Origin of the sequence: Ciceribacter sp. RN22, assembly GCF_024054295.1 — a bacterium.
GTDB lineage: Bacteria > Pseudomonadota > Alphaproteobacteria > Rhizobiales > Rhizobiaceae > Allorhizobium > Allorhizobium lividum.
In genome coordinates this window covers 508,629-535,298 of record NZ_JAMXLD010000002.1, presented here as the reverse complement: position 1 = coordinate 535,298, position 26,670 = coordinate 508,629, and the positions used below count along the sequence as shown (strand labels likewise).

The window sequence follows — 26,670 nt, the reverse complement described above, 5'->3', positions numbered from 1 at the left end:
AAGAGGCGCAATTGCGCCTCATTCGAGGAGAGGCGACCAGGCCGGGTCCGAGGCGTAGGACGGCGTCGGGATCATCTGCTCGTTGTAGCCGGTGAGGTCGATCGAGTAGAGCTGCGGCCCGCCGGCGCCGGCGGCCTGACGGAAGAACATGATGACGCGGCCGTTCGGCGCCCAGGTCGGGCCCTCGTTGTGGAAGCCGGTCGTCAGGATGCGCTCGCCGGAGCCGTCGGGCTTCATCACGCCGATCGAGAACTTGCCGCCCGACTGCTTGGTGAAGGCGATGAGGTCGCCGCGCGGAGACCAGACCGGCGTCGAATAGGAGCCGTCGCCGAAGGAGATGCGGTTCTGGCCGGAGCCGTCCGCATTCATGACGTAGAGCTGCTGGCGGCCGCCACGGTCGCTTTCGAAGACGATCCGCGCCCCGTCCGGGGAATAGGACGGCGAGGTGTCGATCGCCGCGGTGTTGGTCAGCCGCGTCGTCGTGCGCGAGCGCAGGTCCATCGTGTAGATGTTGGCGTTGCCGTCCTGCTGCAGGCTCATGATGACCCGCTGGCCGTCGGGAGAGAAGCGCGGGCTGAAGGTCATGCCGGGGAAGTTGCCGACGACCTCGCGCTGCCCGGTTTCGAGCTGCAGGAGGTAGACGCGCGGCTGCTGGCCTTCGAAGGACATGTAGGTCACTTCCTGGCGGCTCGGCGAGAAGCGCGGCGTCAGCACGATGTCCTTGGTGTTGGTGAGCATGCGGACGTTGGCGCCGTCCTGGTCCATGATCGCGAGCTGGCGCTTGCGGTCGGCCTTGGTGCCGCTTTCGGAGACGAAGACGACGCGGGTGTCGAAGTAGCCCTTCTCGCCGGTGATGCGCTCATAGATCGCGTCGGCGATGATGTGGGCGACACGGCGCCAGTTCTCCGGCTGGGTGAAGAACTGCTGGCCGGTCATCTGCTGGCCGGCGAAGGTGTCCCACAGGCGGAACTCGGCGCGAAGACGACCGTCGCCTTCCTTGTTGATCCGGCCGACGACGAGCGCCTGGGCGTTGACGACCTTCCAGTCCTCGAAGCGCGGAGCCTTGTCCGGGTTGGAGACCTTTTCGATGAAGGCCTGGCGGTTGACCGGGGCGAACAGCCCCGAGCGTTTCAGGTCCGCCTCGATCACCTGGGATATCCGGGCGCCGATGTCGTCACCCGACACGAAGTCGGTGACGGCGATCGGCAGCGGTTCGACATTGCCCTTGTTGATGTTGATCTCGACGAGCGCGTTCGCCGGCGTCGCGAAGGCGCCGGCAAGGCCGACGATCACCGCCAGATATCGAAGAAGATTGAGCTTCATCATTCGTTTCAGGCCTTTAGCTTTTTACATCATTTCGCTGGGGTCGAAGTTCACGATGACCTCCGACCAGGCGTCATATTTGTCGGGTGGAAGATTGGTGAAGGGCGCCGAGCGCAGGACCGCACGCCGTGCACTCGCCATCATGACCTGCTGCGTGGAGGCTTCGCCGCCGCTGGCGGTGACCTCCGGATCTCCGATCAGGTTGCCGGATTCATCGAGCCGGAACTTCACCCGGATGACCATGCCCTCCATTCCGGCGAGGCCGGGAATGAACGACCAGTTGTTCTGGATCACGCCTTTGAGGGCGTCCATCTCGCTCTGGCTGAGCTTCGAGCCGCCGGTGGTCTTCTTGCCGCCGAATGCCGCCTTGTCCTGGGACGCCTTGGCGCCGCCGGCCGTCGGATCATTCTTGTTCAAGAGGGCTGCGATCTCGTCGGCGTTGAAATCGCTTTCCTTGGACGACTTGGATTTCGCCGACTCCTGGTTCTTGTCGGCCTTCTTCTTGTCCGGAGCCTTTGCCGTCTGGGTCTCGGCCGGCTTTTTCTCGGCCGGTTTCTCGGCGGGCTTCGGCTTTTCCGGTTTCGGCTTGGCGGCCGGCAGAGGCACGCTTTCCGGCAGCGGGATTTCTTCGGCCGCCGTTTCCTCAGGCTTGGCTTCCGGCTTCGCTTCTGGTGCCGGCTCGGGCTTCGTCTCGCTCGGCGGCTCGGCCTTGGCGACTTCGGTCGAAGGATTGGTCGCCGTGTCTTCCTTGATGATGTCCTGGACGTCGTTGGTCACGTCGTCCTGCTTCGGCTGGACCTTCTCGACCTTTTCCGGCGCGGCGGAGGATTCGGCGTTGTTCGGCTTGGCGTTCGGGGTCGGTACCGATTTCAGGTCGACCTTATTGTCGCCGAGGTTTTCGGCGTTCTCGACCGAGGCCGGCTTCTGGGTCGGGACGGGGGCGGACTTCTCGGCGACGGGCGCCTTCTTGTCGCCCTGCTGGATCTGCGTGATCTCCTCGATCGGCACGATGTCGACCGGCAGCGCCTCGACGTCGGCGACGTCGAAGGACTGGGGCGCGCTGATGGTGACCAGCGCCAAGACCAGCGCCAGCACATGCAGGACGGCCGATGTGATGAGACTGCCTTTCATAGCGTCCGATCACTTTTCCTGTTCTTGCAGCGTCACGAGGCCGATATTCTTGTAACCGGCCGCGGAAATGCGGGCCATCACCTTCATCACGGTGCCGTAGGCGGCGGCAGTGTCGCCGCGCACGTAGATGCGCTCGTTGTAGCCGGTGGTGGCGATTGCCTGCAGCTTGGCGACGACCTCGTCGATCGCGATCGGGGTTTCCTGCAGGTAGACCTCGCCCGCCGGGTTGACCGAAATGGTGATCGGCTGGGTGTCGGCGTTCATCGCCTTCGCTTGGGTTTCCGGCAGGTCGATCGGCACGCCGACCGTCATCATTGGTGCGGCCACCATGAAGATGATCAGCAACACGAGCATGACGTCGACGAGCGGCGTCACGTTGATGTCGCTCATCGGCTTCTTCTTGCCGCCGCCACGACGCGAGCCGCGGCGACCGCCGCCACCGCCATTCGATCCAACAGACATTGCCATCGGTCAGTCTCCGTAACCGGCCGCCCTTACTGGGCGGCCTGACGCGGTTGCAGCTTCTCGTCGATCTGGCGCGAGAGGATGGCCGAGAATTCGTCGGCGAAACCTTCCATGCGGGCCGTCAGCTTGCCGGCGTCGCCGGAGAAGCGGTTGTAGGCGATAACCGCGGGAATAGCGGCGACGAGGCCGATCGCGGTCGCGAGCAGCGCTTCGGCGATACCCGGGGCGACGACGGCGAGATTGGTCGATTTCGATCCGGCGATGGCCTGGAACGAGGTCATGATACCGACGACGGTGCCGAAGAGGCCGACGAAGGGCGCGGCCGAGCCGATGGTGGCGAGCGAACCGAGGCGCGCTTCGAGCTGCTCGGATTCGCGCGCGAGCGTCACATCCATGGCGCGGTCGATACGCATCTGCAGGCCGATCGGCGAACGGGCGCCGCGCTCGAAGCTCTTCTTCCATTCCCGCATGGCGGCGACGAAGATCGCGCCGAGGCCGGTATTGTTGCGTTCGGCAAGGGTCCGGTAGAGTTCCTCGAGCGATTGGCCCGACCAGAACACCTGCTCGAACTGGTCGAACTGTCGCCGTGCCCTCGTGTAGCTCATCGTCTTGTCGATGACGATCGCCCAGGTCCATACCGAGGCGGAGAGCAGCCCCAGCATGACCAGTTTCACCACGAAGCCCGCCTGTATGAACAGGCTCCAGAGGCTCACGTCCTGCGTCGCTGCCGCCAAATCAACTGCTTCCATCGCTTTGTAATCCCCGAAATCCAAACGCCCGGCACGAGACCGGGCGGTTCAAGATTGCTTGCCTATCAAGGAGTCCGGTCGCCATCCGCTTCAAGCTCCCAGAACGCCTTGTTGCGTTCAATTTTGGTCAAACGAAGGCGTGCGTCGCACAAATCTGCACGCTGCCAGTAAGCATCGATATGGTTAAAACATCGTTAGCGCGGCGCTTGTGTGCTCGACGTGAGGAACTGTGCCGCCAGTCCCTCCGGCAGGCGGCGCGGGCGCCCGAGCCGGTTGACGACGGCGATCGTCACCTTTGCCGCGATCAGCAGCTGCTCGCCGCGGCGGATCTCCTGCTCCAGCACCATCTTGGCGCCGCCCGCCTTCACCGTCGTCGTCAAAATCTCCAGCACGTCGTCCATGCGCGCCGGGCTCTTGAAGTCGATCTCCATCCGGTGAACCACGAAGACGAGGCCCTCGTCATCGATCCCCAGAAGGGCGCTCTGCTCGACGCCGAGGCAGCGCAGATAGTCGGTGCGGCCGCGCTCCAGGAAGTGCAGGTAGCGGGCGTGATAGATCAGCCCGGAGAAATCGGTGTCTTCGTAATAGACCCGCTGGAGCAGGCGATGGCCGGTTTCGACGAGCTCGCCGCATATGGAAATCGCTTTGTTCGTCAACGTTTTATCCCTTTGCACTCTCAATAGTCTGGGGTTTCGGGGAGCCGGATCATCGGCGTTGTAGTTCTGTCACAAATGGGCATTATCAGAAATCGAGCTCAACCGGCACAGGAGTCGATACCATGCGAATAGCAGTTATGGGCGGTGATGGTTTTGTCGGCTGGCCGACGTCCTTGCATCTTTCCGATGCCGGCCACGACATCCACATCCTCGACAATCTCTCCCGCCGCTGGATCGATACCGAACTCGGCGTCCAGTCACTGACACCGATGGATTCCATCCAGGAACGCACCCGCGTCTGGCATGCGGAAACCGGGCGTCGCATCCACTTCCACCTCATCGATCTCGCCCGCGATTACGAGCTTCTGAAGAACTGGCTCGCCGAATACCGGCCCGACGCCATCATCCATTTCGCCGAGCAGCGGGCGGCGCCTTATTCCATGAAGAGCGACCGCCACAAGAACTACACCGTCAACAACAACATCAACGCGACTCACAATCTGCTGAACGCGCTGGTCGAGCTCAACCTCGACGCCCATCTCGTGCACCTAGGCACCATGGGTGTCTACGGCTATTCGACCGTCGGGGCCGCGATCCCCGAGGGCTATCTCCCGGTCGGGGTGGAGACGACCTCCGGCGAGACGGTCGCCCAGGAGATCCTCTATCCCGCCAATCCCGGCTCGATCTACCACATGACCAAGTGCCTGGATCAGCTTCTCTTCCAGTTCTACGCGAAGAACGACGCGCTCAGGATCACCGATCTTCACCAGGGGATCGTCTGGGGCACGCACACCGAGCAGACGCGGCGCCATCCGCAGCTCGTCAACCGCTTCGATTACGACGGCGACTACGGCACCGTTCTGAACCGCTTCCTGATCCAGGCGGCGATCGGCTATCCGCTGACGGTGCACGGCACCGGCGGGCAGACGCGCGCCTTCATCCACATCCAGGATTCGGTTCGCTGCATCGAGATCGCGCTCAACAATCCGCCGGCGCGCGGATCGCGGGTGGAGATCTTCAACCAGATGACCGAGACGCACCGGGTGCGCGATCTCGCCGAAATGATCGCCGGCATGACCGGTTCGGAGATCGCCTGGCTTCCCAATCCGCGCAAGGAAGCCCCGGAAAACGACCTGATCGTCAAGAACGACAAGTTCCTCGGCCTCGGGCTCGAGCCGACGACGCTCGAGGGCGGGCTGCTCGACGAGATCGTCGAGGTGGCGAAGAAGTTCGCCTACCGCGTCGACCGTTCGCGGGTGCCGGCCGTCTCGGCGTGGACGAAGGACATCGCCAAGACGATCAACCGCGATCCCGAAGGCAAGAAGCTGAAGTCCGTCTCATGATGATGGGCAGCGAAACCCTGCGGGGCATCCGCTCCGCAACGGCGGCCCGCTCGCGGGAAGCCTATGTCACGCTCGTGACCAATGCCGACTACGCCATGGGGGCTGTGGCGCTCGCCCGCTCGATCCGCCTCTCCGGCAGTCGCGCCGACATTGTCGTGCTCCACACCGAAGCCGTCGGGGCGGCCGATCTTGCGCCGCTGGAGGTGCTCGACTGCCGGCTGGTCGAGGTCGAGCACCTGCCGCTCTCCGAGGCCTTCAACGAGCGGCATGCCCGCGGGCGGCTGCATGCGGATGCGCCCTTCACCAAGGGGCGCAAGCCGTCCTTCCACACGCCGCTCGACAATTTCTGCAAGCTCCGGCTCTGGCAACTCATCGACTACCGCGCCTGCATCTTCATCGATGCCGACGCCATCGTCCTCAAGAACATCGACCGGATGTTCGAATACCCTGAATTCTCCGCAGCGCCGAACGTCTACGAGAGCCTTGCGGACTTCCACCGGCTGAATTCCGGCGTCTTCGTCGCCCGGCCGTCGCTGCTGACCTTCGAGGCCATGCTGCGTAGGCTCGACCAGCCGAACGTCTTCTGGCGGCGGACGGACCAGACCTTCCTCGAAGCGTTCTTTCCGGACTGGCACGGCCTGCCGGTCTTCATGAACATGCTGCAATACGTCTGGTTCAACCTGCCGGAGCTGTGGGACTGGAAGGCGATCTCCGTCCTCCACTATCAGTATGAGAAGCCGTGGGAGGCCGATCATCCGAAGAGCGCCGCGCTCCGGCCGCTGATCGATCTCTGGCACGCCTATCGCACCGGCGAGGGCATCCCCGAGCTTGCGGCCCTTCCCGATCCCGCGCGGGCGGAGGTCGCATGAAGGTTCTGGTGTCCGGCGCAACCGGCCTCGTCGGACGCTATGTCGTCGAGGAACTCCTTGCCGCCGGATACTCGGTCGTCGTCGCCGGCCGCCAGGCGCCGCCGCCGGGTCATTTCTCCCGTCCGGTCGGGTTCCGGCCGCTCTCCCTCGATCCGCAGGCGGATCACGCGGCCGCTTTCGACGACGTCTATCATTTCGTCCACGCCGCCTTCGACCACCTGTCCGGAAAGTATCGCGGCGGGGAAGGGAGCGACCCGGCCGGCTTCCGGCGGCGCAATCTCGACGGCACGGTGGCGCTCTTCGAGGCGGCGAAGACGGCCGGGCTGCGGCGCTGCATTTTCCTGTCGAGCCGTGCGGTCTATGACGGCTGCCGCGAGCCGGCGCCGTTCCGGGAGGATATGGTGCTCGCGCCCGAGAGCCTCTACGGCGAGGTCAAGCTGACCGCCGAGCGGGCCTTGTCCGGTCTCTCTGCGCCGGGTTTTGCGGGTACGAGTCTGCGGCCCACCGGCGTCTACGGCGATCTCCGTCCGAACAAGTGGGACGGCCTCTTCGCAGACTATCGCGCCGGCCGGCCGATTGCGGCGCGCGCCGGCACCGAGGTGCACGGCCGCGATGTCGGCCGGGCGGTCGCGCTCGTACTGCAGGCAGACGCCTCGAAGGTCACGGCGCAGTCCTTCAACGTCTCCGACATCGTCGTCGACCGTCGCGACCTGCTCTCGCTCTACGGTGCGCTCGTCGGCTGTCCCCATTCGCTGCCGGAGGCGGCCGATCATGCCGGGATCGGGGAGATGGCGACGGACCGCATCCGGGCGCTCGGCTGGCAGCCGGGCGCGCGCGCACTGTTCGAGGCGACGATCGGCAGCCTTGCCGGGCAGGACGCCGGCTGAGGTCCGGAGCGGTTTGTCGCCCTCAGCGCATCAGCTCGGCCTCGGTCCAGCCGAAGGCCGCCATGGCGTCCTTCCGCGCCTCCGCGTCGTCGCCGACGATGAACTCATCGAGCTGCGGCGGCTTCACGCTGGTGCCGGCGAGCATGGCATGGACCTGCCCGCGATGATGGGTCTGGTGCTGGAAGAGGTGGCTCAGGATGTCGTCGCAGCGGTCGTGCTGCACGCGGTTACCGCGATGAATGGCGACCACCCGCGCGAGATCGCCAGCTTCCAGCCGGTCGCAGAAGTCGAGCAGCTGCCGGTCGACGGTCACCTGTGCGTCTGCCAGTCCCGGCAGGTCGTGGGACGGTTCCTCGTCCTCCCAGGCCTTCGGCCCCAGCGTCCCGCCTTCGAGCGCATCGACGTAGAACCAGTCGACGACCAGGATATGGTTGAGGGTCTTGAGGATCGAGGGGAAGAAGCTGGTGCGCGCCGCTTCCAGCTCGCCCGGCTGCAGGCGCGCGCAGGCGTCGTGCAGCCGCCAGTTGGCGAGCGCATTGTTGCGCGCGAGCTTGCGGAAGACGCGGGTGGGGTCGGTCAGGTCGTCCATCGCTGCACTCCCTTCGTCTGTGATCGGACTATTCGTCCTCCAGCGTCAGCCGGAACTGCGCGGCTTCGAGGTCCTTCGGCGGCTGCAGGCCGAGGTGTTTCCAGGCGGTTGCCGTCAGCACGCGCCCGCGCGGCGTGCGCTGGATGAAGCCCTGCTGGATCATGTAGGGCTCGATGATGTCCTCGATCGCGTCGCGGGGTTCGGAAAGGCCCGCGGCGATCGTCTCGATGCCGACCGGGCCGCCGCCGAAATTGACCGCGATCATGTTGAGGTAGCGTTTGTCGAGCTGGTCGAGGCCCATATTGTCGACCAGAAGCCGGGTCAGCGCCTCGTCGGCGATCTCGCGGGTGACGGCCTCGGCGCGGGCGACCTCGGTGAAATCGCGCACGCGGCGCAGCAGCCGGCCGGCGATGCGCGGCGTGCCGCGGGCGCGGCGGGCGATCTCGCGGGCGCCTTCGTCCGTCATGCCGAGCCCCATCAGCCGGGCACCACGTCGCACGATCAGCTCCAGTTCCTCGACGGTGTAGAAGTTGAGCCGCACCGGAATGCCGAAGCGGTCGCGCAGCGGCGTGGTCAGGAGCCCAAGGCGGGTGGTCGCGGCAACCAGCGTGAATTTCGAGAGGTCGATCTTGACCGAGCGGGCGGCCGGACCCTCGCCGATGATGAGGTCGAGCTGGAAATCCTCCATCGCCGGATAGAGGATTTCCTCGACCGCCGGGTTCAACCGGTGGATTTCGTCGATGAAGAGGACGTCGCGCTCTTCGAGATTGGTGAGCAGGGCGGCCAGATCGCCCGCCTTGGCAATGACCGGACCGGAGGTCGAGCGGAAATTGACGCCGAGTTCCTTCGCCATGATCTGGGCGAGCGTCGTCTTGCCGAGGCCGGGCGGACCGACGAACAGCACGTGGTCGAGCGCCTCGCCGCGACCCTTCGCCGCCTCGATGAAGATCTTCAGGTTTGCCCGCGCCTCGGCCTGGCCGGTAAACTCGTCGAGCGATTGCGGGCGCAGCGTGGCGTCGATGTCCTCGCCGCGCTTGTCCGGGGAGAGGATGGGGTTCGGTGTGCTCATGCGAGGAGTTCCATGCCGGGTACTATCTTTGCGGCCTTTCGGTCGAAGGTGACGACTTTGCTGCAGCCGGCCCTCATTGCGGCCCAAGCGACCAGGTTGTCGGCGAGCGTGTCCACCGGCGGATTTTCCTCCGAAAGCAGCAGGCCGAGTTCCTCGGCGTTTTCCATCACAACGTCCTCCGACGCAAGGAGAGACAGCAGCAGCTCGGCGATCTGCGGCTGCTGATAGCCCAGCCTTCTGCGCAGGACCCATACCAGTTCGGCCAGGACAATGCCGCTGATATAGGCGGGGTCCCCGGCCGAGCGCTCGGAGAGGAAACGACGAGCCCTCTCGTTCTGCTCCGGATCGTCGATGACGACCAGGCGCAACAGGATATTCGTATCGACGCCGATCATTTCCGGCCTTCGTGCCATTCCCGCGTGATCCGCGCGTCATCCTCGGCGGCGGCATCCATGATCGCCTCGTCCATATCCTCGGCGGTCATGCCCGCACCAAAGGGAGGCTTGCCCAGAACGCCCGCGAGATCGGCCAGTTTCTTGTTCTTCGGGGTGGCCACCACCTGCCCGTTACGCACCGTCACGTAGAAGCGGGTGCCCGGAGCGAGGTTCAACTGGTCGCGCACGTCCTTCGGGATCGTGAGCTGTCCTTTCGAGGTCATCGTCGTCAATGCGCCCATCTCTCGCCCTCCGGCTCCGTGTTCTTGCGGCAATAGTACCAGTAAGATGCCGGGTATCAAATTCTCACCGCGACAGCTCCTTCAGCCCCAGCCGGATGAGCTTGGCGCTGTCGGCGCCTTCGCCGGCATTCTTGAGCGCCGCTGCCACGGCATTTGCGGCTTGTTCGCGCGAATAGCCGAGATTGGTGAGCGCCGAGACGGCGTCGGAGACCGGGGCAGGGGCGACGCCTTCGCCGAGCTCCTGCTTCAGGCCGATCGTGCCGGCCGCGTCGCCGGCGAAGGCGGGTGCCTTGTTCTTGAGTTCGGTGACGATGCGCACCGCGACCTTCGGCCCGACGCCCGGCGCGCGCGAGATCGACGTCTTGTCCTGCAGCGCGATCGCGTTGGCGAGTTCGGACGGGGTGAGGGTGGAGAGGACGGCGAGCGCCACCTTGGTGCCCACGCCCTGCACGCTCTGCAGCAGGTTGAACCATTCCCGTTCCAGTGCGGTCAGGAAGCCGAAGAGCTTCAGCTGGTCCTCCCGGACATAGGTTTCGATGAAGAGCACGGCCGCCTCGCCGGCGGAGCCGAGCTTCGAGAGCGTGCGCGAGGAGCAGTGGGCGATGTAGCAGACGCCGTGGACGTCGATCAGGGCGTAGTCGCTGCCGATTTCCTCGATGGTGCCTTTGAGCTTGCCGATCATGAAGTGTGATCCGTCGGGTGGTGGGGGCGAATTGTCAACCGGTGGCGAGAACCCTGCGCATCCGCTCGCCGCCGCGATTGTGGGCGTGGCAGATGGCGATCGCCAGCGCGTCGGCGGCGTCGTTGCCCTTGAACTCGGCCTTCGGCATCAGGATCTTCAGCATCATGTGGATCTGCTGCTTTTCTCCGTGGCCGACGCCGATCACCGACTTCTTCACCGCGTTCGGCGCGTATTCGGAGACCGGCAGGCCGGCGCGGGCCGGAACCAGCATGGCAACGCCGCGCGCCTGGCCGAGCTTCAGCGTCGCGACCGCGTCCTTGTTCACGAAGGTCTGTTCGACCGCCGCCTCGTCGGGCTTGTAGGCATGGACGATCTCGGCAAGTCCGTCATGCAGCTGGCAGAGGCGCGAGGCGAGATCCATGTCTCCGTCCGAGGTCACGGTGCCGGAGGCGACGAAACGCAGGCTGTTGCCGAGCGTCTCGATGACGCCCCAGCCGGTGCGTCTGAGGCCCGGATCGATACCGATGATGCGAATCGCACTTTGCATGGTTCACCCTATTCCGTCTCCCGGAGGGTTTGCCAGCAAAATGTGAACAAAACAAAAACATTCAACAACAAGGGATCGTGATCGCCGCCGCGCCGGCTTCGGGCTGGCAATCGCACTCCGGCTTTCTAAATAGAGTTTTCCGACCACGAGAGAACGAGACGCAGGGGCTGCCGATGATACCTTTTTCGATCCTCGACCTTTCACCGGTCGCCGAGGGACACACCGTCGGCGAGGCGCTGGACGCGTCACGGCGAATGGCACAGAAGGCCGAGGCCTGCGGCTACAAGCGCTTCTGGCTCGCCGAGCATCACGGCATGCCGGGGATCGCCAGCGCCGCCACCTCGATCGTCATCGCCCATGTCGGAGCGGCCACCTCGCGCATCCGCATCGGGTCCGGCGGTGTCATGCTGCCCAATCACTCGCCGCTCGTAATCGCCGAGCAGTTCGGTACGCTGGAGGCGCTCTTTCCCGGCCGCGTCGACCTCGGCCTCGGCCGTGCGCCGGGCACCGACATGCGCACGGCCCGCGCCCTTCGCCGCAATCTCGAAGCCTCCGCCGACAGCTTTCCGCGCGACATCATTGACCTGCAGCGGCTGCTGGGCCCCCGGCAGGAGGAGCAGGCAGTGATCGCGGTGCCCGGCAACAACAGCAATGTGCCCCTCTGGCTTCTCGGCTCCAGCCTCTACAGCGCCCATCTCGCCGCGGCGCTCGGCCTGCCTTACGCCTTCGCCTCGCATTTCGCGCCCGACCAGATGATGGAGGCGATCGCGATCTACCGTGAACGGTTCGAACCGTCGGAGCAGTTGCAGAAGCCTCATGTGATGGTCGGGGTGATGGGGGTCGCCGCCGAGACAGATGCCGAGGCGCAGCATCTCTTCACGTCGGCGCAGCAGCAGTTCGTCAATCTGAGGCGCAATGTTCGCCGACCGTTCCCCCGTCCGGTCGAGACGATGGACGGGTTCTGGTCCGACGTCGAGCGGATGGGTGTCGAGCACACCTTGCGTTACGCGGTGGTCGGCGCGTCCTCGACCGCGGAAGAGAAACTCACCCGCTTCCTCGACGAGACGGGCGCCGACGAGCTCATCATTTCGACGCCGGTCCACGATGTCGAGGCCCGGCTGCAGTCGATCGAAATTTTCAGTACCTTCTCAGGGGTGATGCAACCTGCCCACTGAGGCCGGCCGGAGCGCGAGATTTGTTGTCTCCGAGGTCATTTTCATCGGCTTTTCAGCGCTTTTGTGAGATGTTGCCCGCCAAATTAACCGGCGTTTAAGTAAAGCTTCCCAAGGGTAGAAGCATCACGGTCCGTTCTGGCGCCGCGCTCGCTCGCGAGCCGTCGAACCGTTTCAAGGGGAACTGCGCCGAAAAGGCGCGATGCGGGAAGGCTGGATAGAGTGATGCATTACCGGTTCAATTCACTGTCCTCGAAAGTCATTGGTATCTTTCTTCTGCTCACGGCGGCGTCGGTCGGCGTGCTGAACGTTCTTGCCTATTACACGTCGAGCAGCATTTTCGGTCGCCAGACCTATCATGCGATGGAGAGCACGCTCACCTTCCGCGGCGACATGCTGAAGGAACAGCTTACGCAGATGGAGAACCAGGCGACCTCGATCGCCAAGATCGAAAGCCTGCAGCAGGCGGTGACCTCGCTGAAGAGCGGCTGGAACACCATCGTGAAGAACTCGGGCGATGCCCATGCGGAACTGCGCTCGGTCTTCGTCGACAAGAACCCGAACCCCGCGAACGAACGCGAGAAGCTCCTGAAGCCCGAGGGTCCGAGCGGCTTCTACTACGGGGCGCATGAAAAGACCCAGGCCGAGGTCGCCGGCTTCCTCGCCGACACGCAGTTCCGTGACCTGCTGATCGCCGACCAGACCGGCAACATCGTCTATTCCTACAAGAAGGACCGCTCGTTTGCCGAAAACGTGACGACCGGCGACTTCCAGGCGTCCGGCATCGGCCGCGCCTTCGCCGCCGGCGCGGAAGCCGCCGCCGGCGCGACGGAGGATGCAGCCCCGACACGGTTCTCCGGGCTTGTCGTCGGTGCCGATCCGTCCTCGCCGGACATCTATTTCGCGGTGCCGGTCGTCAAGTTCGGCGCCTTCAAGGGCACGATCCTCTTCCAGCTCAAGGAAAGCGCCGTCGCCGGCATCCTCTCCAAGGGCATCAGCGCCGAGAGCGGGGAGCGTTCGGCGATCCTTTCCTCCGACGGAACCGGCATAGCGCTTTCGCAGGACGGTCATCTTGCCGACATCTCCGCCGCTCCCTTCGGTTTCACCGCCGATGCCATGGCTGCCACCGACACCGTCATCGCCGATTTCGACCGCGACGGGGATACCGCCCGTGCCTATGCCCGACCGATCTCCTTCGGAGAACACGGTTTCCTGGTGGTCGAGAGCATCGGTCTTTCCGAACTCAATGCCGGCTCCCTCGAGATTGCCGGCATCCTGACGGCTATCGCCGTTGCCGCACTCGCCGTCATGGCGGTCGCAACCGGCGTTCTCACCCGCCGCCTGTTCGCGCCGCTCGCCAGGCTTGCAACCGTGACCGGCGACGTCGCGAACGGCAAGCTCGACGATGTGGTCGGTAACCAGGACCGCAAGGACGAGATCGGAACCATGGCGCGTGCGCTCGAACGCTTCCGCACGGCGCTGATCGAACAGCATCGGCTGGAGGCCGTGAGCGAGGAAAACCGCGAAAAGTCCGAAGCCGAGCGCCGCCAGCGCTTTGCCGAGCGCGAAGCCGAGGCCCGCACGCTGCAGGCAGTCGTGGAAGCGCTGGACGAGGGCCTCGACCGGCTTGCCAGCGGCGATCTTGCCTTCCAGATCTCCCAGGCATTCCCGCAGGATCTCGAAGGCCTGCGGCACAATTTCAACAAGGCGCTGTCGACCTTGAGCCAGACGCTCTCGGGCATCGGCGGAAACTCCGTCGCCGTCCGCGAGGGTTCCGAAGAAATGCGTGCCGGCGCCGATCAGCTCGCCGCCCGCACCGAGCGTCAGGCGGCCGCGATCACCGAGACGGCAAGCGCGATCAAGGCGATCACCGACGCCGTGAAGACGCAGATCGCCCGCGCCGAGGACGCCGAGCGACTGGCCCGCAACGCCAAGAACGACACCGAGCATTCCGGGCACATCATGCGCGACACGATCGCGGCGATGGAGGCGATCCAGACGTCCTCGCAGCAGATCAACCAGATCATCGGCGTGATCGACGAGATCGCTTTCCAGACCAACCTTCTGGCGCTCAACGCAGGCGTCGAAGCGGCACGTGCCGGTGAAAGCGGCAAGGGTTTTGCCGTCGTCGCCCAGGAAGTGCGCGAGCTCGCCCAGCGTTCGGCCGCCGCCGCCAAGGAGATCGCGAGCCTGCTTGCGAAATCGACAAGCGAGGTGGCGAACGGTGTCTCGCTCGTGGAAAAGGCCGGCTCGGCACTGGAGGGTATCGGCGCCCACGTCGTCGCGATCAACGGGCAGATCGGCGAGATCATGGAATCGACCCGCGAGGAAGCGCAGACGCTGGTCGAGATCAACAGCTCCGTCGGTCAGATCGACATCATGACGCAGCAGAATGCAGCCATGGTCGAGGAAACGACCGCCGCCATCCATCGCCTCGCCTCCGAGGCGGTCGAGATGGACCAGCGGCTCGGCCAGTTCCAGCTCGCCCAGTCCGGGCGGCCAGCCGATGACCGGTACGGACACGACGCGATGCGCCGCGCCGGCTGACCTCTACCGCGGCAAGCCTTTAGCAATACTATAGTGCCGGCCTCGGGCCGGCATTTTCTTTGCCGATAGTGCGGGCCGTCACACCCGGCAGGGCCGTCCACAGTAAAAACTCCTAAAAAGTATGGTTAAGTACTAGAGTTAACGAGTACGCTTAATGTCGTGTTAACTCCGATTTGCGATCATCCGGTCCATACAAGCACGCAGCGCCGATCCCTACGGCCGAAGAAGGTGCGCGGAGTAACAACAGATGACCAGATTGCCCATAGCATTTGCAGCAATGCTCTTCGCAAGTACGTCGGCTTTTGCTGCTGACCTTTATGTCGATCCCGGCCCGGATCCGGTCGCGCCCGCATTCGGCGGCTTCTACCTGCGCGGCCACCTCGGCATGAGCAACCAGCAGCTCGGCAGCCTGCAGCACACGCTCTTCAACGACGTCGAGATCCACGACGTCCTCGACGAGGGCGGCTTCGACAGCGCGCCGCTCGCCGGCATCGGCGTCGGCTACCAGTTCAACGACTGGCTGCGCGCCGACGCCTTCGTGGAATATCGCGGCGACGCAAGCTTTTCCGCGCTCGACCGCTACGGCCACACGGGCGCGGGGGGCACCGTCTGGGACGCGACCGACGACTATACCGGCACGAAATCGGAATGGCTGCTGATGGCGAACGCCTATGTCGACATCGGCCACTGGTACGGCATCACGCCCTATGTCGGCGCCGGTATCGGCGCGTCGCGGAACACGATCTCTCACTTCCAGGACGTCAACGTTCCGACGGCGGGCGTCTCCTACGGTGATACGGCCTCGACCTGGAACTTCGCCTGGGCGCTCCACGCGGGGCTCGCCTATCAGGTCACCGATCGCATGACCCTCGATCTCGGCTATTCCTACATGAATCTCGGAGACGCCAAGACCGGCGATCTCAAGGCCTATGACGGCTCGGTGGTCAACGAGCCGATGCACTTCAAGGACATCACGTCCCACGACATCAAGCTTGGCTTCCGCTATTCGCTGCAATAGCCGCATAGCAGGCGGAGCACCTACCGAAAGCCGCCGGAGCGATCCGGCGGCTTTTTTCGTTGCGGGGACGCTTTTCTTGTCCCCGTCAGCTTCCCGTCAGATACCGGTCAGGCAACCGTCAGCCAGTGTTGAATATACATAATCCCATCTTCAACACGGAGGACTGACCAATGAAGACCTACACCGCAGTATTCGCCGCCCTTCTCGCCGTTTCCACTTCCTCGTTGCTTTCCGCCCCGGCCATGGCCACCGAAAAGTGCTCCACCGTCGCCCAGTGCCTCGGCCATGATTCTTCCTCGTCCGCACGGGGCGACCAGTCGAACGACGACAACGGCACGGCCGGCGATACCGACCGTAACCGCGAGCGGAACGAACGCAACGGCAACGACGACAACGGCCGCGGCGAGAACGACAACGGTGCCGGCCACGACAGCGGCAACGACAGCGGCCATGATGGCGGCAGCGACCACAACGGTGGCAGCGACAACGACGATTGATCCGGACACCCCCGGAGCTGATCAGGGCGGCGGCAACGCCGCCCTTCGCGTTTTTTGTCCTGCCTGCAGCACACCGACCGCAGGACGGAACTATTCCATCCCCTCGGCGATGCGTGCCACGCGCGCATCGATCTCGCGATCGGAAAAGACCGCGATGCCGGCCCGACGCAGAAGTGCCGCCGTCACACCTGCGCCATCGTGGTGCCGACCTCTCCTTCTTCCACTTTTCTTCCCCTGTCAGTTTCCCGTCAGGTACCGGTCAGGCATCCGTCAGCCAGCGTTGAGTATACATGGTCCCATATTCAACACGGAGGACTGACCAATGAAGACCTACATCGCAGTATTCGCCGCCCTTCTCGCCGCTTCCACTTCCTCGCTGCTTTCCGCGCCTGCCATGGCGAGCGAAGGTTGCTCTACCGTTGCTCAGTGCCTCGGCCATGATTCCTCGTCCGCACGGAGCGACCGTTCGAACGACGACAACGGCATGGGCCATACCGAACGCAACCGCGAGCGGAACGAACGCAACGAGCGCAACGGCAATGACGACAACGGCCGTGGCGAGAACGACCACGGTGCCGGCCATGACAGCGGTAACGACAGCGACCATGGTGGCGGCCATGACGGCGGCAGCGACCACAACGGTGGCAGCGACAACGACGATTGATCGTCTGTCCGGAACGCTTCCGGCATTGCCTCCTCGCTTGACAGCCGGGAGCGTCGACGGGACGAGGCCGCCTTCGGGCGGCCTTTCCGCGTTTGGTGGGGCGCTTTTCCTAACGAAGATGCTTAACAGATATGCTTAACGGCGGGTTAACCAGTCGCCGGCATAGTGCGGGCAGATGATCGTTGGTCCGGGCGGCGCGCGCTTGCCCGAACAGGGAAATGCCATGAAGCCGGCTCGCCTTTTTGTAATCACCGCCCTTGCCTTTGCCGCCGCGGCCGTATCGGCTCGCGCCGGGGACGAGGATCTCATCGACGCGCCGGAAGTCGACATCACCGCGGGCGAGCCCAAGGCCGGGCTCTATCTGCGCGCCGATCTCGGCTATGCCGGCTGGACCGGCGACGACGATGCCTCCTACCGCTTCAACGATGGCGGCGGCGCGCTCCTCAATTCGGGCGATTTCGATGATTCGCGATTCGGCAAGCCGCTCTCCGGCAGCGCCGGCATCGGCTACCAGTTCAACGACCTCTTCCGCGCCGATCTCACGGGCGAGTTCTTCGAGGGCACGTTCGAAGGCTCCGGACGCGCGGCGCAGCCCTGTTCGGGTGCCGCACCGGCCGGCACCGGATGCTCCTATGGCGGCAAGGCGGATTTCCGTGCCTACGGCCTGATGGCGAACGGTTACGTCGATCTCCTGAACGTTTCCGGCTTCACCCCTTACGTCGGCGCCGGCATCGGCGCGACCCATGTCGCCTGGGGAAGCTTTACCGCAAGCGCGAACTGCGTCGACGGCGCCGGCGCCTGCGGCGGCGCGACCTTTGCCGACGCGCGCTACGGCGGCGAGGACGGCTGGCGCTTCACCTACGCCCTGATGGCCGGCGTCAGCTACAGCGTCAGCGACCGCGTGAAGCTCGATATCGGCTATCGCTTTTCCGACATCGCCGGCGGAGCGATGTTCTCCGGCGGCAGTTCGGGCGATGACGCCGGTCTCCGGCGCCACGAATTCCGCGCCGGCGTGCGCGTGAGCCTCTGGTAGATCGTCGTTTTCCATCGCAGGACGAGTGACGTCGGGCGGGGCGCTTGCGGGCGTACGACATTTCGACTGCAACGGTTGCGGCAAAAATTTTCCGGATCGCGACACAAAGCGCTTGACTGAAAAAGGGCGGAGGACTAACGACGACGGCGGGACACCTCTCCCCAACGAGAGGCTAATTACCTGGAAGGGTATCTATATGGCTGATATCGTCGCCCCCGCCGCGCGTCCGGCGAATGCTCACTTTTCTTCTGGCCCCTGCTCGAAGCGCCCCGGTTGGTCGCTCGAAGCGCTCGCTGATGCTCCGCTCGGTCGTTCGCACCGCGCCAAGGTCGGCAAGACCAAGCTGAAGCAGGCCATCGACCTCACCCGCGAAATTCTGAACGTGCCGGCGGACTACCGCATCGGCATCGTGCCCGCTTCCGATACCGGCGCCGTCGAAATGGCGCTCTGGTCGCTGCTCGGCGAGCGCGGCGTCGACATGCTCGCCTGGGAAAGCTTCGGTGCCGGCTGGGTCACCGACGTCGTCAAGCAGCTGAAGCTTCCGGACGTCCGCAAGTTCGAAGCGCCCTACGGCGAACTCCCCGATCTTTCCGCCGTCGATTTCGACCGCGACGTGGTCTTCACCTGGAACGGCACCACCTCGGGCGTTCGCGTTCCGAACGCCGACTTCATCCCGGCTGACCGCAAGGGCCTGACGATCTGCGACGCCACCTCGGCGGCGTTCGCGCAGAACCTCGACTTCGCCAAGCTCGACGTCGTCACCTTCTCCTGGCAGAAGGTTTTGGGCGGGGAGGGCGGCCACGGCATGCTCATCCTCTCGCCGCGCGCCGTCGCGCGTCTCGAAAGCTATACGCCGGCCTGGCCGCTGCCGAAGATCTTCCGCATGACCAAGGGCGGCAAGCTGATCGAGGGCATCTTCACCGGCGAAACCATCAACACGCCGTCGATGCTCTGCGTCGAGGACTATATCGACGCGCTCCTCTGGGCACAGTCGATCGGCGGCCTCGAAGGCCTGATGGCCCGCGCCGACGCCAATGCGAAGGTGATCGCCGACTTTGTTGCGGCGAACGACTGGATCGCCAACCTCGCCAGGGACCCGGCGACGGCCTCCAACACCTCCGTCTGCCTGACGATCGTCGACAAGAACGTGCTGGCGCTCGACGCCGACGCACAGGCCGCCTTCGCCAAGGGCATTGTCAACCTGCTCGACAAGGAAGGCGTCGCCTACGACATCGGCGCCTATCGTGACGCGCCGTCCGGACTTCGCATCTGGGCCGGTGCCACCATCGAGACGGCCGACATGGAAGCGCTGATGCCCTGGCTCACCTGGGCCTACCAGACCCAGAAGGCGACCCTTGCCAAGGCTGCGGCCTGACGCCGATCCGGCTTCGCCTGCGGGCGAAGCCCTCTTTCCAGAATTTTGACACACGAACTCTTTGAAGGAGGCCTCGTCATGGCACCTCGCGTTCTCGTATCCGACGAACTCTCGGAAACCGCCGTCCAGATCTTCCGCGATCGCGGCGTCGAAGTTGATTTCCAGCCGAAGCTCGGCAAGGACAAGGAAAAGCTCGCCGAGATCATCGGCAATTATGATGGTCTCGCCATCCGCTCCGCCACCAAGGCGACCGAGAAGCTGATCGCGGCTGCGACCAATCTCAAGGTCATCGGCCGCGCCGGCATCGGCGTCGACAATGTCGACATCCCGGCCGCCTCGCGCCGCGGTATCATCGTCATGAATACCCCGTTCGGCAACTCGATCACCACCGCCGAACACGCGATCGCCCTGATGTTCGCGGTCGCCCGCCAGATCCCCGCCGCCGACGCCTCGACCCAGGCCGGCAAGTGGGAGAAGTCGAAGTTCATGGGTGTCGAGATCACCGGCAAGACGCTCGGCGTCATCGGCGCCGGCAATATCGGCGGCATCGTCTGCAAGAAGGCGATCGGGCTCGGCATGCATGTGCTGGCCTATGACCCCTTCCTGTCGAAGGAGCGCGCCGAGGAAATGGGCGTGACCAAGGTCGAGCTCGACGAACTGCTCGCCCACGCCGACTTCATCACCCTGCACGTGCCGATGACCGACAAGACCCGTGGCATCCTGGGCAAGGATGCGATCGCCAAGACGAAGCCCGGCGTGCGCATCATCAACTGCGCCCGCGGCGGCCTGGTCGACGAGGCGGCGCTCGCCGAAGCGATCAAGTCCGGCCATGTCGCCGGCGCCGGCTTCGACGTCTTCGAGGTCGAGCCGGCGACGGAAAGCCCGCTCTTCGGCCTGCCGAACGTCGTCTGCACGCCGCATCTCGGCGCGTCGACGACGGAAGCCCAGGAGAACGTCGCGCTCCAGGTTGCCGAGCAGATGTCCGACTACCTGATCAAGGGCGCGGTCTCCAACGCAATCAACATGCCGTCGATCACGGCGGAAGAGGCGCCGATCCTGAAGCCGTTCATCCGGCTGGCCGACGTGCTCGGCTCGTTTGCAGGCCAGGTCACGGAAAGCCCGATCAAGGAAATCGAGATCCTCTACGACGGTGTCACCGCGACGATGAACACCAAGGCGCTGACGAGCGCGCTGCTCGCCGGCCTCATCCGCAACCAGGTCTCGGACGTCAACATGGTCTCGGCTCCGATCATGATCAAGGAGAAGGGCATCGTGCTCTCCGAGGTCAAGCGCGACAAGACCGGCGTGTACGACGGCTACATCAAGCTCACCGTCGTCACCGAGCGCCAGACCCGTTCGGTCGCCGGCACGGTGTTCTCCGACGGCAAGCCGCGCTTCATCCAGATCAAGGGCATCAACATGGATGCCGATGTCGGCGCGCACATGATCTACATCGCCAACACCGACGTTCCCGGCATGATCGGCTTCATGGGCACGACGCTCGGTGATGCCGGGGTCAACATCGCCAATTTCCAGCTCGGCCGCGAGAAGGAAGGCGGGGATGCGATTGCGCTTCTCTATGTTGACGAGCCGGTCAGGCAGGACGTTCTCGACAAGCTGACTGCCCACCACGCGATCAAGCAGGCGAAGCCGCTGATCTTCAACGTCGACTGATTTTCCTCCTCCCAGGGAAGTGACCGGAGCCCGGCGCGGATGCCTCCGCGCCGGGCTTTTCATGCCTGCCCGCGGCTCTCCCGGCGGAAGCGTGCCGGCGAGACGCCGAAGGTCGCCTTGAAACGCTGCGAGAAGGAGGGCAGGGACCGGTAGCCGCAGCGCTCCGCGATCTCGGCGATGTCCAGTCCCGAGCGGGCGAGCAGCGCTCTTGCCTTCGCCAGCCGCCAGGCCGTGAGGTACTCGATCGGCGTCCGGCCGACATCCTCGGCAAATTCTGTGGCAAACCGGCTGCGGGACATGCCCGCGACCTTCGCCAGCAGGTCGACGGTCCAGTCGCGCTCCGGCGCGTCGTGCATGGCGTAAAGGGCGCGCGAGAGCCGCCGGTCGGCGAGTGCCGCGACAAAACCGATGCGCTGATCGTCTTCCGAAGAAAGGCGGCGGATCGTCTGGATCAGGATGATCTCGACGAGCCGCATGACGACGGCCGGCATGCCTTCGCGGCGATTGGTCGCCTCCATCGCCAGCAGCCGGAGCGCCGCGGCGGCCGCGGCTTCGTCCCTGAGTTCGGCCGGGCGCACGACCAGGAGCGCCGGCAGGCCGGCAATCAGCGGGTGGGCGATCGCTTCGTCGAAGGCGCAGAAGCCGCAGAGCAGGCGCGTCGCCGGATTGCCGCCGGTGCTTAGCACGCCCTCTTCCGGCGGATGCCGCGCCAGCACTTCGGCGAGGTCGACGGGTGGCCGCGTCGGTGTGTCGGAAACGATCTGTTCGCTGCCGTGCGGCACGATCGCGAGATCGCCTTCGACGAGCCTCTGCGGCTCCTCGTCTCCGGCGCGGATCCAGGCGTCACCGTCGAGCACTAGATGGAAGCGGATGTGTTGCCGCTCTCTCGGCAGGGCGACCGAAAACGCCTTCGGGAACGCTGCCTCGAAATAGAGCCGGGTTTCGAGACGGAGCGCCGAAAATATGCCAGTTAGAATGTCATTTTTATTCATGGTCATCGATCTCGGGACGATCGGATAAAAATACGAAACAATCCGAGGCTGCGTCTGCATTTCGATGATGTCAATATCCGGAGCGTGATCGGGTGTCGCCGATCGGAAAGCCCCTGAAGCTCACTGCCCGAGAGGTCCCCATGTTCTCCGGAAATCTCCTCGCCCTTGCCGGCTTTGCGCTCGTCATGTCGATTTCCCCGGGGCCGTCGAACGTCATGTTGCTCGCCTCCGGCATGAATTTCGGCTTCGTCCGTTCGCTGCCGCTCCTCTTCGGTATCACCTGCGGCTTCCTGTCGATGGTCCTGCTGGTCGGTCTCGGGCTCGGCGAAGTCCTGGCGATGTCGCCTGCCGTCTACCTCGCGCTCAAGATCATCTGCGCGGTCTATGTCCTCTGGCTCGCCTTGAAGATCGCCCGGAGCGGCGCTTCGGGCAACGCCGGCGATCCTTCCATGGCGCGGCCGATCGGCTTTATCGAGGCGGCGCTCTTCCAGCTCGTCAATCCGAAGGCCTGGGCGGTGGCGCTGATCGTCACGGTTTCCTACACTGATCCGTCCCGCTATCTCGCCAGCCTCATGTTGCTGATCCTCGTCTTCGCGGTGGTGAACGTGCCGTCGATCGGCGTCTGGTCGATTTCGGGCCAGATGCTGAAGCGACTGCTCGGCGAAGGAAAGTACGTCGTCCCGTTCAATGTGGCGATGGCCGTCTTGCTGGTCGCCTCAATGCTGCCGGTCTTCATCGGGACATGAGCCGGGCTCATCCGTCGCGGGCCGAGACTTTCCGGTTGATTTCGGCGTCTTGCCCTTCAACTCCGCGTCCGCCGCCTCCATATGGTAGGCGTATCGGTCGCCACCCCGGCGACGGAGGAATGCAGGAAGGCATGATGCGGCAATACGGAAAGTTCTTCGGGATCCTGGCAATCGCGCTTGCGGTCGTCGTCAGCGTGGCCGATCTCGCCGAGGCGCGGCGCGCCGGAAGCTTCGGCGGCTTCGGCAGCCGCGGCACCCGCACCTACAGCGCACCGCCTGTCACCCGCACGGCTCCCGCGACGGCTTCCCCGATCGAGCGCAGCATGACGCCGCAGAGCCAGGCCACGCGTCCGGCGGCCGCGCCGAACCAGACGGGGCGCACCGGTGGCCTGTTCGGCGGTCTCGCGGGCGGCCTGATGGGCGGCCTCCTGATGGGTGGCCTGTTCGGCATGCTGCTCGGCCACGGCATCGGCGGCGGCTTCGGCTTCCTCGGCCTGCTGTTGCAGGGCGCGCTGATCTTCTTTGCGATCCGCTTCTTCATGCGCATGTTCGGCAACAATCAGACCGCCTATTCTGGCGCCGGCGCTTCGGCGCGCAGCAATGTGGCGAGCGGCCCCGGCTTTCATATCCCGCGCATGGGCGGCGTCGATTTCGGCGGCTCGTCCGCGTCCGCCGCGCCGCGCACGCCGTCGGCCTCCGCCGACGAGATCGGCATAAGCCAGGCCGATCTCGACCGGTTCGACGGTTTGCTCAAGGAAATGCAGACCGCCTACATGGCCGAGGACTATTCCGCACTTCGCCGCATCACCACGCCCGAGGCGATGTCCTATCTTGCCGAGGAATTGAGCGAGAACGCCACGAAGGGCGTCAAGAACGAGGTGCGCGACGTCCGGCTTCTGCAGGGCGATGTCGCCGAAGCCTGGCGCGAGGGCAATGTCGACTATGCGACCGTCGCCATGCGCTACGAGAGCATCGACGTGCTGCGTGACCGCGCGACCGGCAAGGTGGTGAGTGGCGACCCCGACAATCTCTCCGAATCGACGGAGATCTGGACCTTCACCCGCCGGCAGGGCGCCGACTGGCAGATCTCCGCCATCCAGGCGGCGGGCGACGCGGAATAAACGCCACCGGTCTGGAACTCTCTCTTCTCCCCGGCGGGGAGAAGTGCCGAGCGTATGCGAGGCGATGAGGGGGGAGCAAGGACGTCGCGTGCGCCCGTGGATCCTCGGGTCAAGCCCGAGGATGACGACCTTTCATGACTCGCAAGGTACCCCACCAGGCCGTGTGCGCGAGTTCCAGGCATCACGTCGTGGAACGTCATCACCGCCCCACAAGCTGCATTTGGGCACGGGTCTTGCAGATACGCCGTCATCCTCGGGCTTGACCCGAGGATCCACGCCGTACTGAGCAAAGGCATCGCCGGTGGGGACGAGCGCTTCAGGCTCCCGAGCGGCCTCTTCAATCCGGGCAGCTCTGCAGCTGGCGGGCGTAAGTGTACGTGATCTCGGTGAAGCGCTTGGCGCCGGAGAGCGCCTCGCTGTTGTTCCTCCAGCTGCCCTTGGCGTAGCCGACATGGCCGGAATGGTAAGCGAGGTAGAGCTGGTAGGGGTCGTTGAGTGGGATGCCGTTCTTCATCGCGCTTTCGCGGTGATACCAGCCGATGAAGGACATCGCGTCGGAGAAATCGGTGCGCCGCGCACTCCAGCGGCCGGTCTCGCGCTGATAGCGCTCCCAGGTGCCGTCGAGCGCCTGCGAATAGCCGTAGGCCGTGGATTTCCGTTTCCACGGAATGAAGCCGAGGAGCTTGGTGCGCGGTGGGCGCGCATTGTGCCTGAAATTCGATTCCGTATAGATCGTCGCCATCAGGATCGGCACGGGCACGCCGTATTCCCGTTCGGCACTCTTTGCCGCCCGCCGCCAGTTGTTGAACAGCCCGTCGCGCTGCTCGAATATCGCGCAGGCATTTTTCGTCTGGCTCGGCGGTTTCGCACAAGCAGTCAATGCCAGCAGAAGGCCAACGACAATTACGCCACGCATCGCTAATCCTCACTTCGACTGGCGATCCTATTAGGTAAAATTTAACGAAAGGTTTTCCGATCGCCTTTTGCGTCGCCGTGCCGCTTCGCCGGCGGAACTGGCGTCCCGCGTGAAGACAGGGTAAAGGCAGTCTCAGGTTGTCCGTGGCGAGCGAGCAAGGAGCATAGAATGAGCACCCGGCCGACGCCCTTGCCGGTCGTCGCCTTCCATATCCACCAATGGAAAAGGCGGCTGATGGAGGCCTATTTCCCGGAATGGCGCTTCCACTACATCCCCTTTCATCTTGGTGACGACGAGTTCCGCACCGTCTGGGCGCCGCGGATCGCCGCGCTCGGCAAGACCGCCTTCGTGGTCTGGGGGCCGAACCTGCCGCAGGCGGCGCGTGCTCACGCCGCCACGCACGGCATTCCCGTCCACTTCGTCGAGGACGGCTTCCTGCGCTCGCTGCAGTCGAGCGCCGGGCAGAGCGCACCCTTCTCGCTGACGGTCGACGGCAAGCGCCCCTATTTCGACGCCCGCGGCCCTTCTGATCTCGAAGACCTTCTGAAGACCCACGACTTCGAGGGCGATGCCGGGCTGATCGCGCGGGCGAGGGCGGGGATCGCGGCCCTCCTGCAGAGCCGGGTCAGCAAGTACAACGCGCCGCAGGCATCGGGGGTGACGTCACCGGCAAGGGGCGACGGGCGCCGCACGGTGCTGGTGGTGGGGCAGGTGGAGGACGACGCCTCGATCCGCTTCGGCTGCGACCGGCTCTTCCGCAACAACGATCTCGTGCGGCTCGCCGCCGCGGAGAACCCCGGCGCCCGGATCGTCTACAAGCCGCATCCCGACGTGCTGAAAGGCGTCCGCAAGGCGCAGTCCGATCCAGGGGAGGTCGCGCATCTCTGCGAGATCCTGACCGATCCGGTGCCGCTTGCCGACGTGCTGGAGGCTGCCGACCGCGTCTACACCATCACCTCGCTTGCCGGCTTCGAGGCGCTCCTGCGCGGCAAGCCGGTGACGGTCATAGGTTCGCCCTTCTATGCCGGCTGGGGCCTCACCGATGACCGGCAGGCCAATCCGCGGCGCGGTCGCAGGCTCAGCCTCGAGGCACTGTTCGCCGGCGTCTATCTCCTCTATCCGCGCTATTTCGATCCGCTGACGGGGGCGGCGAGCAGCTTCGAGGCGTGCCTTTCGCAGATGGTCGCCTGGCGCGAGGAGGGGGTGCCGGCGGAAAGCCGGCGGCTCGTCGGAACGCGCCGGCGCGCTGCACCCTGGCGGCCTTCCGGTCCCTACGGCCTCCTCGGCTGGCGGCATCTTCTGCCGCCGCTCGTCGCGCCGCTCGTCGCCCGCCTCGGCTCGGCCGAAGATGCGGCGAGCTACCGCAGCGACCCGATCGGCTTTTTCCGTGAGCTTTCCGATCCCGGTTTCCGAAGGCTCGGGCGGCTCCTCTACCCCTTCGACGACGACCGCTTTGCGGACGGTTTCGATCGGCCGCCTTCGGAAGGCTAGCGGTATTTCGGTTCAGGCGAGACGCTTGCCGTCCGTGTCCAGCACCTGTTCGCCGTCCTCCTTGGCGAAGGCGCCCTTGAAGGCGTCGGCCGGCAGGATGTCGAGCACGGCCTCCGAGGGCCGGCAGAGGCGGGTCCCGAACGGTGTCACCACGAAGGGCCGGTTGATCAGGATCGGATGGGCGAGCATGGCGTCCAGCAGTTGCTCGTCGGTGAGCGCCGGATCGGCAAGGCCGAGTTCGGCATAGGGCGTGCCCTTCTCGCGGATCGCCTCGCGGACGGAGAGCCCCGCGTCGCGGATCATGGCGGCAAGCACCTCCCGTCCCGGCGGGGTCTTCACGTATTCCACCACGGTCGGCTCGATGCCGGCATGGCGGATCAGCGCCAGCGTGTTGCGCGAGGTGCCGCAGGCGGGGTTGTGATAAATGACGACGTCCAT

28 protein-coding genes are annotated in these 26,670 nt (G+C 64.9%); 14 read left to right on the top strand and 14 right to left on the bottom strand.

The features are described 5' to 3' along the window. Nucleotides 1-18 precede the first annotated feature (18 nt). The 5 genes from tolB to ybgC form a co-directional block, all read right to left on the bottom strand. Nucleotides 19-1,326, bottom strand: coding sequence for a Tol-Pal system beta propeller repeat protein TolB (tolB, locus tag NHF53_RS17560; protein ID WP_252835385.1), 1,308 nt, complete (start codon nucleotides 1,324-1,326; stop codon nucleotides 19-21). A 21-nt stretch (nucleotides 1,327-1,347) separates the two neighbouring features. After that, nucleotides 1,348-2,454, bottom strand: coding sequence for a cell envelope integrity protein TolA (tolA, locus tag NHF53_RS17555; RefSeq protein WP_252835384.1), 1,107 nt, complete (start codon nucleotides 2,452-2,454; stop codon nucleotides 1,348-1,350). Between the two features lie 9 nt (nucleotides 2,455-2,463). Continuing rightward, nucleotides 2,464-2,922, bottom strand: a complete 459-nt coding sequence (gene tolR, locus NHF53_RS17550; protein ID WP_114364187.1) for a protein TolR — start codon at nucleotides 2,920-2,922, stop codon at nucleotides 2,464-2,466. 26 nt (nucleotides 2,923-2,948) lie between these two features. Continuing rightward, nucleotides 2,949-3,668, bottom strand: coding sequence for a protein TolQ (gene tolQ, locus NHF53_RS17545; RefSeq protein ID WP_112689823.1), 720 nt, complete (start codon nucleotides 3,666-3,668; stop codon nucleotides 2,949-2,951). A gap of 194 nt (nucleotides 3,669-3,862) precedes the next feature. After that, nucleotides 3,863-4,324: a tol-pal system-associated acyl-CoA thioesterase gene (gene ybgC / locus NHF53_RS17540; RefSeq protein WP_252835383.1), complete on the bottom strand. Its 462-nt coding sequence runs from the start codon at nucleotides 4,322-4,324 to the stop codon at nucleotides 3,863-3,865. A gap of 122 nt (nucleotides 4,325-4,446) precedes the next feature. Between ybgC and NHF53_RS17535 the strand changes: the two genes are divergently transcribed. The 3 genes from NHF53_RS17535 to NHF53_RS17525 are packed head-to-tail and all read left to right on the top strand — an operon-like array spanning nucleotide 4,447 to nucleotide 7,423. After that, nucleotides 4,447-5,667: an NAD-dependent epimerase/dehydratase family protein gene (locus NHF53_RS17535; RefSeq protein WP_114364185.1), complete on the top strand. Its 1,221-nt coding sequence runs from the start codon at nucleotides 4,447-4,449 to the stop codon at nucleotides 5,665-5,667. Further along, nucleotides 5,667-6,536 carry a glycosyltransferase gene (locus NHF53_RS17530; RefSeq protein WP_252835995.1) on the top strand — a complete coding sequence of 290 codons (870 nt, stop codon included), beginning with the start codon at nucleotides 5,667-5,669 and terminating at the stop codon, nucleotides 6,534-6,536. Before NHF53_RS17535 ends, NHF53_RS17530 begins: the two co-directional genes overlap by 1 nt. Beyond that, on the top strand, nucleotides 6,533-7,423 hold the full coding sequence (locus NHF53_RS17525) for an NAD(P)-dependent oxidoreductase (protein ID WP_252835382.1): 891 nt from the start codon (nucleotides 6,533-6,535) through the stop codon (nucleotides 7,421-7,423). The genes NHF53_RS17530 and NHF53_RS17525 overlap by 4 nt, the downstream gene beginning before the upstream one ends. Nucleotides 7,424-7,445: 22 nt before the next feature. Here the strand turns inward: NHF53_RS17525 and NHF53_RS17520 are convergent, their stop codons facing one another. The 6 genes from NHF53_RS17520 to ruvC all read right to left on the bottom strand — a co-directional run bounded on the left by NHF53_RS17520 (nucleotide 7,446) and on the right by ruvC (nucleotide 10,986). Beyond that, nucleotides 7,446-8,012, bottom strand: a complete 567-nt coding sequence (locus NHF53_RS17520; RefSeq protein ID WP_252835381.1) for a DinB family protein — start codon at nucleotides 8,010-8,012, stop codon at nucleotides 7,446-7,448. A gap of 28 nt (nucleotides 8,013-8,040) precedes the next feature. Continuing rightward, nucleotides 8,041-9,081 carry a Holliday junction branch migration DNA helicase RuvB gene (gene ruvB, locus NHF53_RS17515; protein ID WP_252835380.1) on the bottom strand — a complete coding sequence of 347 codons (1,041 nt, stop codon included), beginning with the start codon at nucleotides 9,079-9,081 and terminating at the stop codon, nucleotides 8,041-8,043. Then, complete coding sequence (locus NHF53_RS17510) at nucleotides 9,078-9,476, bottom strand: PIN domain-containing protein (protein WP_252835379.1); 399 nt, start codon at nucleotides 9,474-9,476, stop codon at nucleotides 9,078-9,080. The genes ruvB and NHF53_RS17510 overlap by 4 nt, the downstream gene beginning before the upstream one ends. Next, nucleotides 9,473-9,757 (bottom strand): AbrB/MazE/SpoVT family DNA-binding domain-containing protein, encoded by a 285-nt coding sequence (locus tag NHF53_RS17505; RefSeq protein ID WP_112689815.1) that lies wholly within the window; start codon nucleotides 9,755-9,757, stop codon nucleotides 9,473-9,475. Before NHF53_RS17505 ends, NHF53_RS17510 begins: the two co-directional genes overlap by 4 nt. A 64-nt stretch (nucleotides 9,758-9,821) precedes the next feature. After that, nucleotides 9,822-10,439 (bottom strand): Holliday junction branch migration protein RuvA, encoded by a 618-nt coding sequence (gene ruvA, locus NHF53_RS17500; protein WP_114364179.1) that lies wholly within the window; start codon nucleotides 10,437-10,439, stop codon nucleotides 9,822-9,824. A gap of 34 nt (nucleotides 10,440-10,473) precedes the next feature. Next, the gene (gene ruvC, locus NHF53_RS17495) at nucleotides 10,474-10,986 is read right to left on the bottom strand and encodes a crossover junction endodeoxyribonuclease RuvC (protein ID WP_252835378.1); all 513 of its coding nucleotides are present in this window, start codon (nucleotides 10,984-10,986) and stop codon (nucleotides 10,474-10,476) included. 173 nt (nucleotides 10,987-11,159) lie between these two features. On the opposite strand from ruvC, the gene NHF53_RS17490 reads away from it, so the two are divergent. The 8 genes from NHF53_RS17490 (at nucleotide 11,160) to serA (ending at nucleotide 20,966) form a co-directional block, all read left to right on the top strand. Continuing rightward, the gene (locus NHF53_RS17490) at nucleotides 11,160-12,161 is read left to right on the top strand and encodes an LLM class flavin-dependent oxidoreductase (protein ID WP_252835377.1); all 1,002 of its coding nucleotides are present in this window, start codon (nucleotides 11,160-11,162) and stop codon (nucleotides 12,159-12,161) included. 222 nt (nucleotides 12,162-12,383) lie between these two features. Continuing rightward, nucleotides 12,384-14,705, top strand: a complete 2,322-nt coding sequence (locus tag NHF53_RS17485; RefSeq protein ID WP_252835376.1) for a methyl-accepting chemotaxis protein — start codon at nucleotides 12,384-12,386, stop codon at nucleotides 14,703-14,705. Between the two features lie 247 nt (nucleotides 14,706-14,952). Continuing rightward, a complete protein-coding gene (locus NHF53_RS17480; RefSeq protein WP_252835375.1) occupies nucleotides 14,953-15,723 on the top strand; it encodes an outer membrane protein in 771 nt (256 codons plus the stop codon). Nucleotides 15,724-15,893: 170 nt separating this feature from the next. After that, nucleotides 15,894-16,220 carry a hypothetical protein gene (locus tag NHF53_RS17475; RefSeq protein ID WP_252835374.1) on the top strand — a complete coding sequence of 109 codons (327 nt, stop codon included), beginning with the start codon at nucleotides 15,894-15,896 and terminating at the stop codon, nucleotides 16,218-16,220. Nucleotides 16,221-16,542: 322 nt separating this feature from the next. Then, entirely contained in the window at nucleotides 16,543-16,884 is a 342-nt protein-coding gene (locus NHF53_RS17465) for a hypothetical protein (RefSeq protein WP_114362683.1), read from the top strand. Nucleotides 16,885-17,107: 223 nt separating this feature from the next. After that, the gene (locus NHF53_RS17460) at nucleotides 17,108-17,917 is read left to right on the top strand and encodes an outer membrane protein (protein WP_252835373.1); all 810 of its coding nucleotides are present in this window, start codon (nucleotides 17,108-17,110) and stop codon (nucleotides 17,915-17,917) included. 196 nt (nucleotides 17,918-18,113) lie between these two features. Next, nucleotides 18,114-19,292 (top strand): phosphoserine transaminase, encoded by a 1,179-nt coding sequence (locus NHF53_RS17455; RefSeq protein ID WP_252835372.1) that lies wholly within the window; start codon nucleotides 18,114-18,116, stop codon nucleotides 19,290-19,292. A gap of 78 nt (nucleotides 19,293-19,370) precedes the next feature. Continuing rightward, entirely contained in the window at nucleotides 19,371-20,966 is a 1,596-nt protein-coding gene (gene serA, locus NHF53_RS17450) for a phosphoglycerate dehydrogenase (RefSeq protein WP_252835371.1), read from the top strand. A 59-nt stretch (nucleotides 20,967-21,025) separates the two neighbouring features. Here the strand turns inward: serA and NHF53_RS17445 are convergent, their stop codons facing one another. Beyond that, entirely contained in the window at nucleotides 21,026-21,958 is a 933-nt protein-coding gene (locus tag NHF53_RS17445; RefSeq protein WP_252835370.1) for an AraC family transcriptional regulator, read from the bottom strand. Between the two features lie 140 nt (nucleotides 21,959-22,098). Between NHF53_RS17445 and NHF53_RS17440 the strand changes: the two genes are divergently transcribed. Both NHF53_RS17440 and NHF53_RS17435 read left to right on the top strand, forming a co-directional pair. Then, nucleotides 22,099-22,704, top strand: coding sequence for a LysE family translocator (locus NHF53_RS17440; protein WP_252835369.1), 606 nt, complete (start codon nucleotides 22,099-22,101; stop codon nucleotides 22,702-22,704). A gap of 134 nt (nucleotides 22,705-22,838) precedes the next feature. After that, nucleotides 22,839-23,825: a Tim44 domain-containing protein gene (locus tag NHF53_RS17435; RefSeq protein WP_252835368.1), complete on the top strand. Its 987-nt coding sequence runs from the start codon at nucleotides 22,839-22,841 to the stop codon at nucleotides 23,823-23,825. A 337-nt stretch (nucleotides 23,826-24,162) separates the two neighbouring features. On the opposite strand, the gene NHF53_RS17430 is transcribed toward NHF53_RS17435, so the two are convergent. Further along, entirely contained in the window at nucleotides 24,163-24,741 is a 579-nt protein-coding gene (locus NHF53_RS17430) for a transglycosylase SLT domain-containing protein (protein ID WP_114364836.1), read from the bottom strand. A gap of 168 nt (nucleotides 24,742-24,909) precedes the next feature. On the opposite strand from NHF53_RS17430, the gene NHF53_RS17425 reads away from it, so the two are divergent. Then, nucleotides 24,910-26,232, top strand: a complete 1,323-nt coding sequence (locus NHF53_RS17425; RefSeq protein WP_252835367.1) for a capsular polysaccharide biosynthesis protein — start codon at nucleotides 24,910-24,912, stop codon at nucleotides 26,230-26,232. 12 nt (nucleotides 26,233-26,244) lie between these two features. Here NHF53_RS17425 and arsC read toward each other — a convergent pair whose 3' ends face one another. Beyond that, the gene (gene arsC / locus NHF53_RS17420; RefSeq protein ID WP_252835366.1) at nucleotides 26,245-26,670 is read right to left on the bottom strand and encodes an arsenate reductase (glutaredoxin); all 426 of its coding nucleotides are present in this window, start codon (nucleotides 26,668-26,670) and stop codon (nucleotides 26,245-26,247) included.

Bases quoted from the DNA above. Each gene is read 5' to 3' on its own strand.
- NHF53_RS17440 (WP_252835369.1), top strand. From the start codon at position 22,099: ATGTTCTCCGGAAATCTCCTCGCCCTTGCCGGCTTTGCGCTCGTCATG.
- ruvA (WP_114364179.1), bottom strand. From the start codon at position 10,439: ATGATCGGCAAGCTCAAAGGCACCATCGAGGAAATCGGCAGCGACTAC.
- NHF53_RS17475 (WP_252835374.1), top strand. From the start codon at position 15,894: ATGAAGACCTACACCGCAGTATTCGCCGCCCTTCTCGCCGTTTCCACT.
- NHF53_RS17535 (WP_114364185.1), top strand. From the start codon at position 4,447: ATGCGAATAGCAGTTATGGGCGGTGATGGTTTTGTCGGCTGGCCGACG.
- tolA (WP_252835384.1), bottom strand. From the start codon at position 2,454: ATGAAAGGCAGTCTCATCACATCGGCCGTCCTGCATGTGCTGGCGCTG.
- NHF53_RS17490 (WP_252835377.1), top strand. From the start codon at position 11,160: ATGATACCTTTTTCGATCCTCGACCTTTCACCGGTCGCCGAGGGACAC.
- NHF53_RS17430 (WP_114364836.1), bottom strand. From the start codon at position 24,741: ATGCGTGGCGTAATTGTCGTTGGCCTTCTGCTGGCATTGACTGCTTGT.
- NHF53_RS17435 (WP_252835368.1), top strand. From the start codon at position 22,839: ATGCGGCAATACGGAAAGTTCTTCGGGATCCTGGCAATCGCGCTTGCG.
- serA (WP_252835371.1), top strand. From the start codon at position 19,371: ATGGCACCTCGCGTTCTCGTATCCGACGAACTCTCGGAAACCGCCGTC.
- tolR (WP_114364187.1), bottom strand. From the start codon at position 2,922: ATGGCAATGTCTGTTGGATCGAATGGCGGTGGCGGCGGTCGCCGCGGC.
- NHF53_RS17460 (WP_252835373.1), top strand. From the start codon at position 17,108: ATGAAGCCGGCTCGCCTTTTTGTAATCACCGCCCTTGCCTTTGCCGCC.
- tolQ (WP_112689823.1), bottom strand. From the start codon at position 3,668: ATGGAAGCAGTTGATTTGGCGGCAGCGACGCAGGACGTGAGCCTCTGG.
- ruvB (WP_252835380.1), bottom strand. From the start codon at position 9,081: ATGAGCACACCGAACCCCATCCTCTCCCCGGACAAGCGCGGCGAGGAC.
- NHF53_RS17455 (WP_252835372.1), top strand. From the start codon at position 18,114: ATGGCTGATATCGTCGCCCCCGCCGCGCGTCCGGCGAATGCTCACTTT.
- NHF53_RS17520 (WP_252835381.1), bottom strand. From the start codon at position 8,012: ATGGACGACCTGACCGACCCCACCCGCGTCTTCCGCAAGCTCGCGCGC.
- ruvC (WP_252835378.1), bottom strand. From the start codon at position 10,986: ATGCAAAGTGCGATTCGCATCATCGGTATCGATCCGGGCCTCAGACGC.
- tolB (WP_252835385.1), bottom strand. From the start codon at position 1,326: ATGATGAAGCTCAATCTTCTTCGATATCTGGCGGTGATCGTCGGCCTT.
- NHF53_RS17465 (WP_114362683.1), top strand. From the start codon at position 16,543: ATGAAGACCTACATCGCAGTATTCGCCGCCCTTCTCGCCGCTTCCACT.
- NHF53_RS17505 (WP_112689815.1), bottom strand. From the start codon at position 9,757: ATGGGCGCATTGACGACGATGACCTCGAAAGGACAGCTCACGATCCCG.
- arsC (WP_252835366.1), bottom strand. From the start codon at position 26,670: ATGGACGTCGTCATTTATCACAACCCCGCCTGCGGCACCTCGCGCAAC.
- NHF53_RS17510 (WP_252835379.1), bottom strand. From the start codon at position 9,476: ATGATCGGCGTCGATACGAATATCCTGTTGCGCCTGGTCGTCATCGAC.
- NHF53_RS17530 (WP_252835995.1), top strand. From the start codon at position 5,667: ATGATGGGCAGCGAAACCCTGCGGGGCATCCGCTCCGCAACGGCGGCC.
- NHF53_RS17525 (WP_252835382.1), top strand. From the start codon at position 6,533: ATGAAGGTTCTGGTGTCCGGCGCAACCGGCCTCGTCGGACGCTATGTC.
- NHF53_RS17445 (WP_252835370.1), bottom strand. From the start codon at position 21,958: ATGAATAAAAATGACATTCTAACTGGCATATTTTCGGCGCTCCGTCTC.
- NHF53_RS17480 (WP_252835375.1), top strand. From the start codon at position 14,953: ATGACCAGATTGCCCATAGCATTTGCAGCAATGCTCTTCGCAAGTACG.
- NHF53_RS17485 (WP_252835376.1), top strand. From the start codon at position 12,384: ATGCATTACCGGTTCAATTCACTGTCCTCGAAAGTCATTGGTATCTTT.
- NHF53_RS17425 (WP_252835367.1), top strand. From the start codon at position 24,910: ATGAGCACCCGGCCGACGCCCTTGCCGGTCGTCGCCTTCCATATCCAC.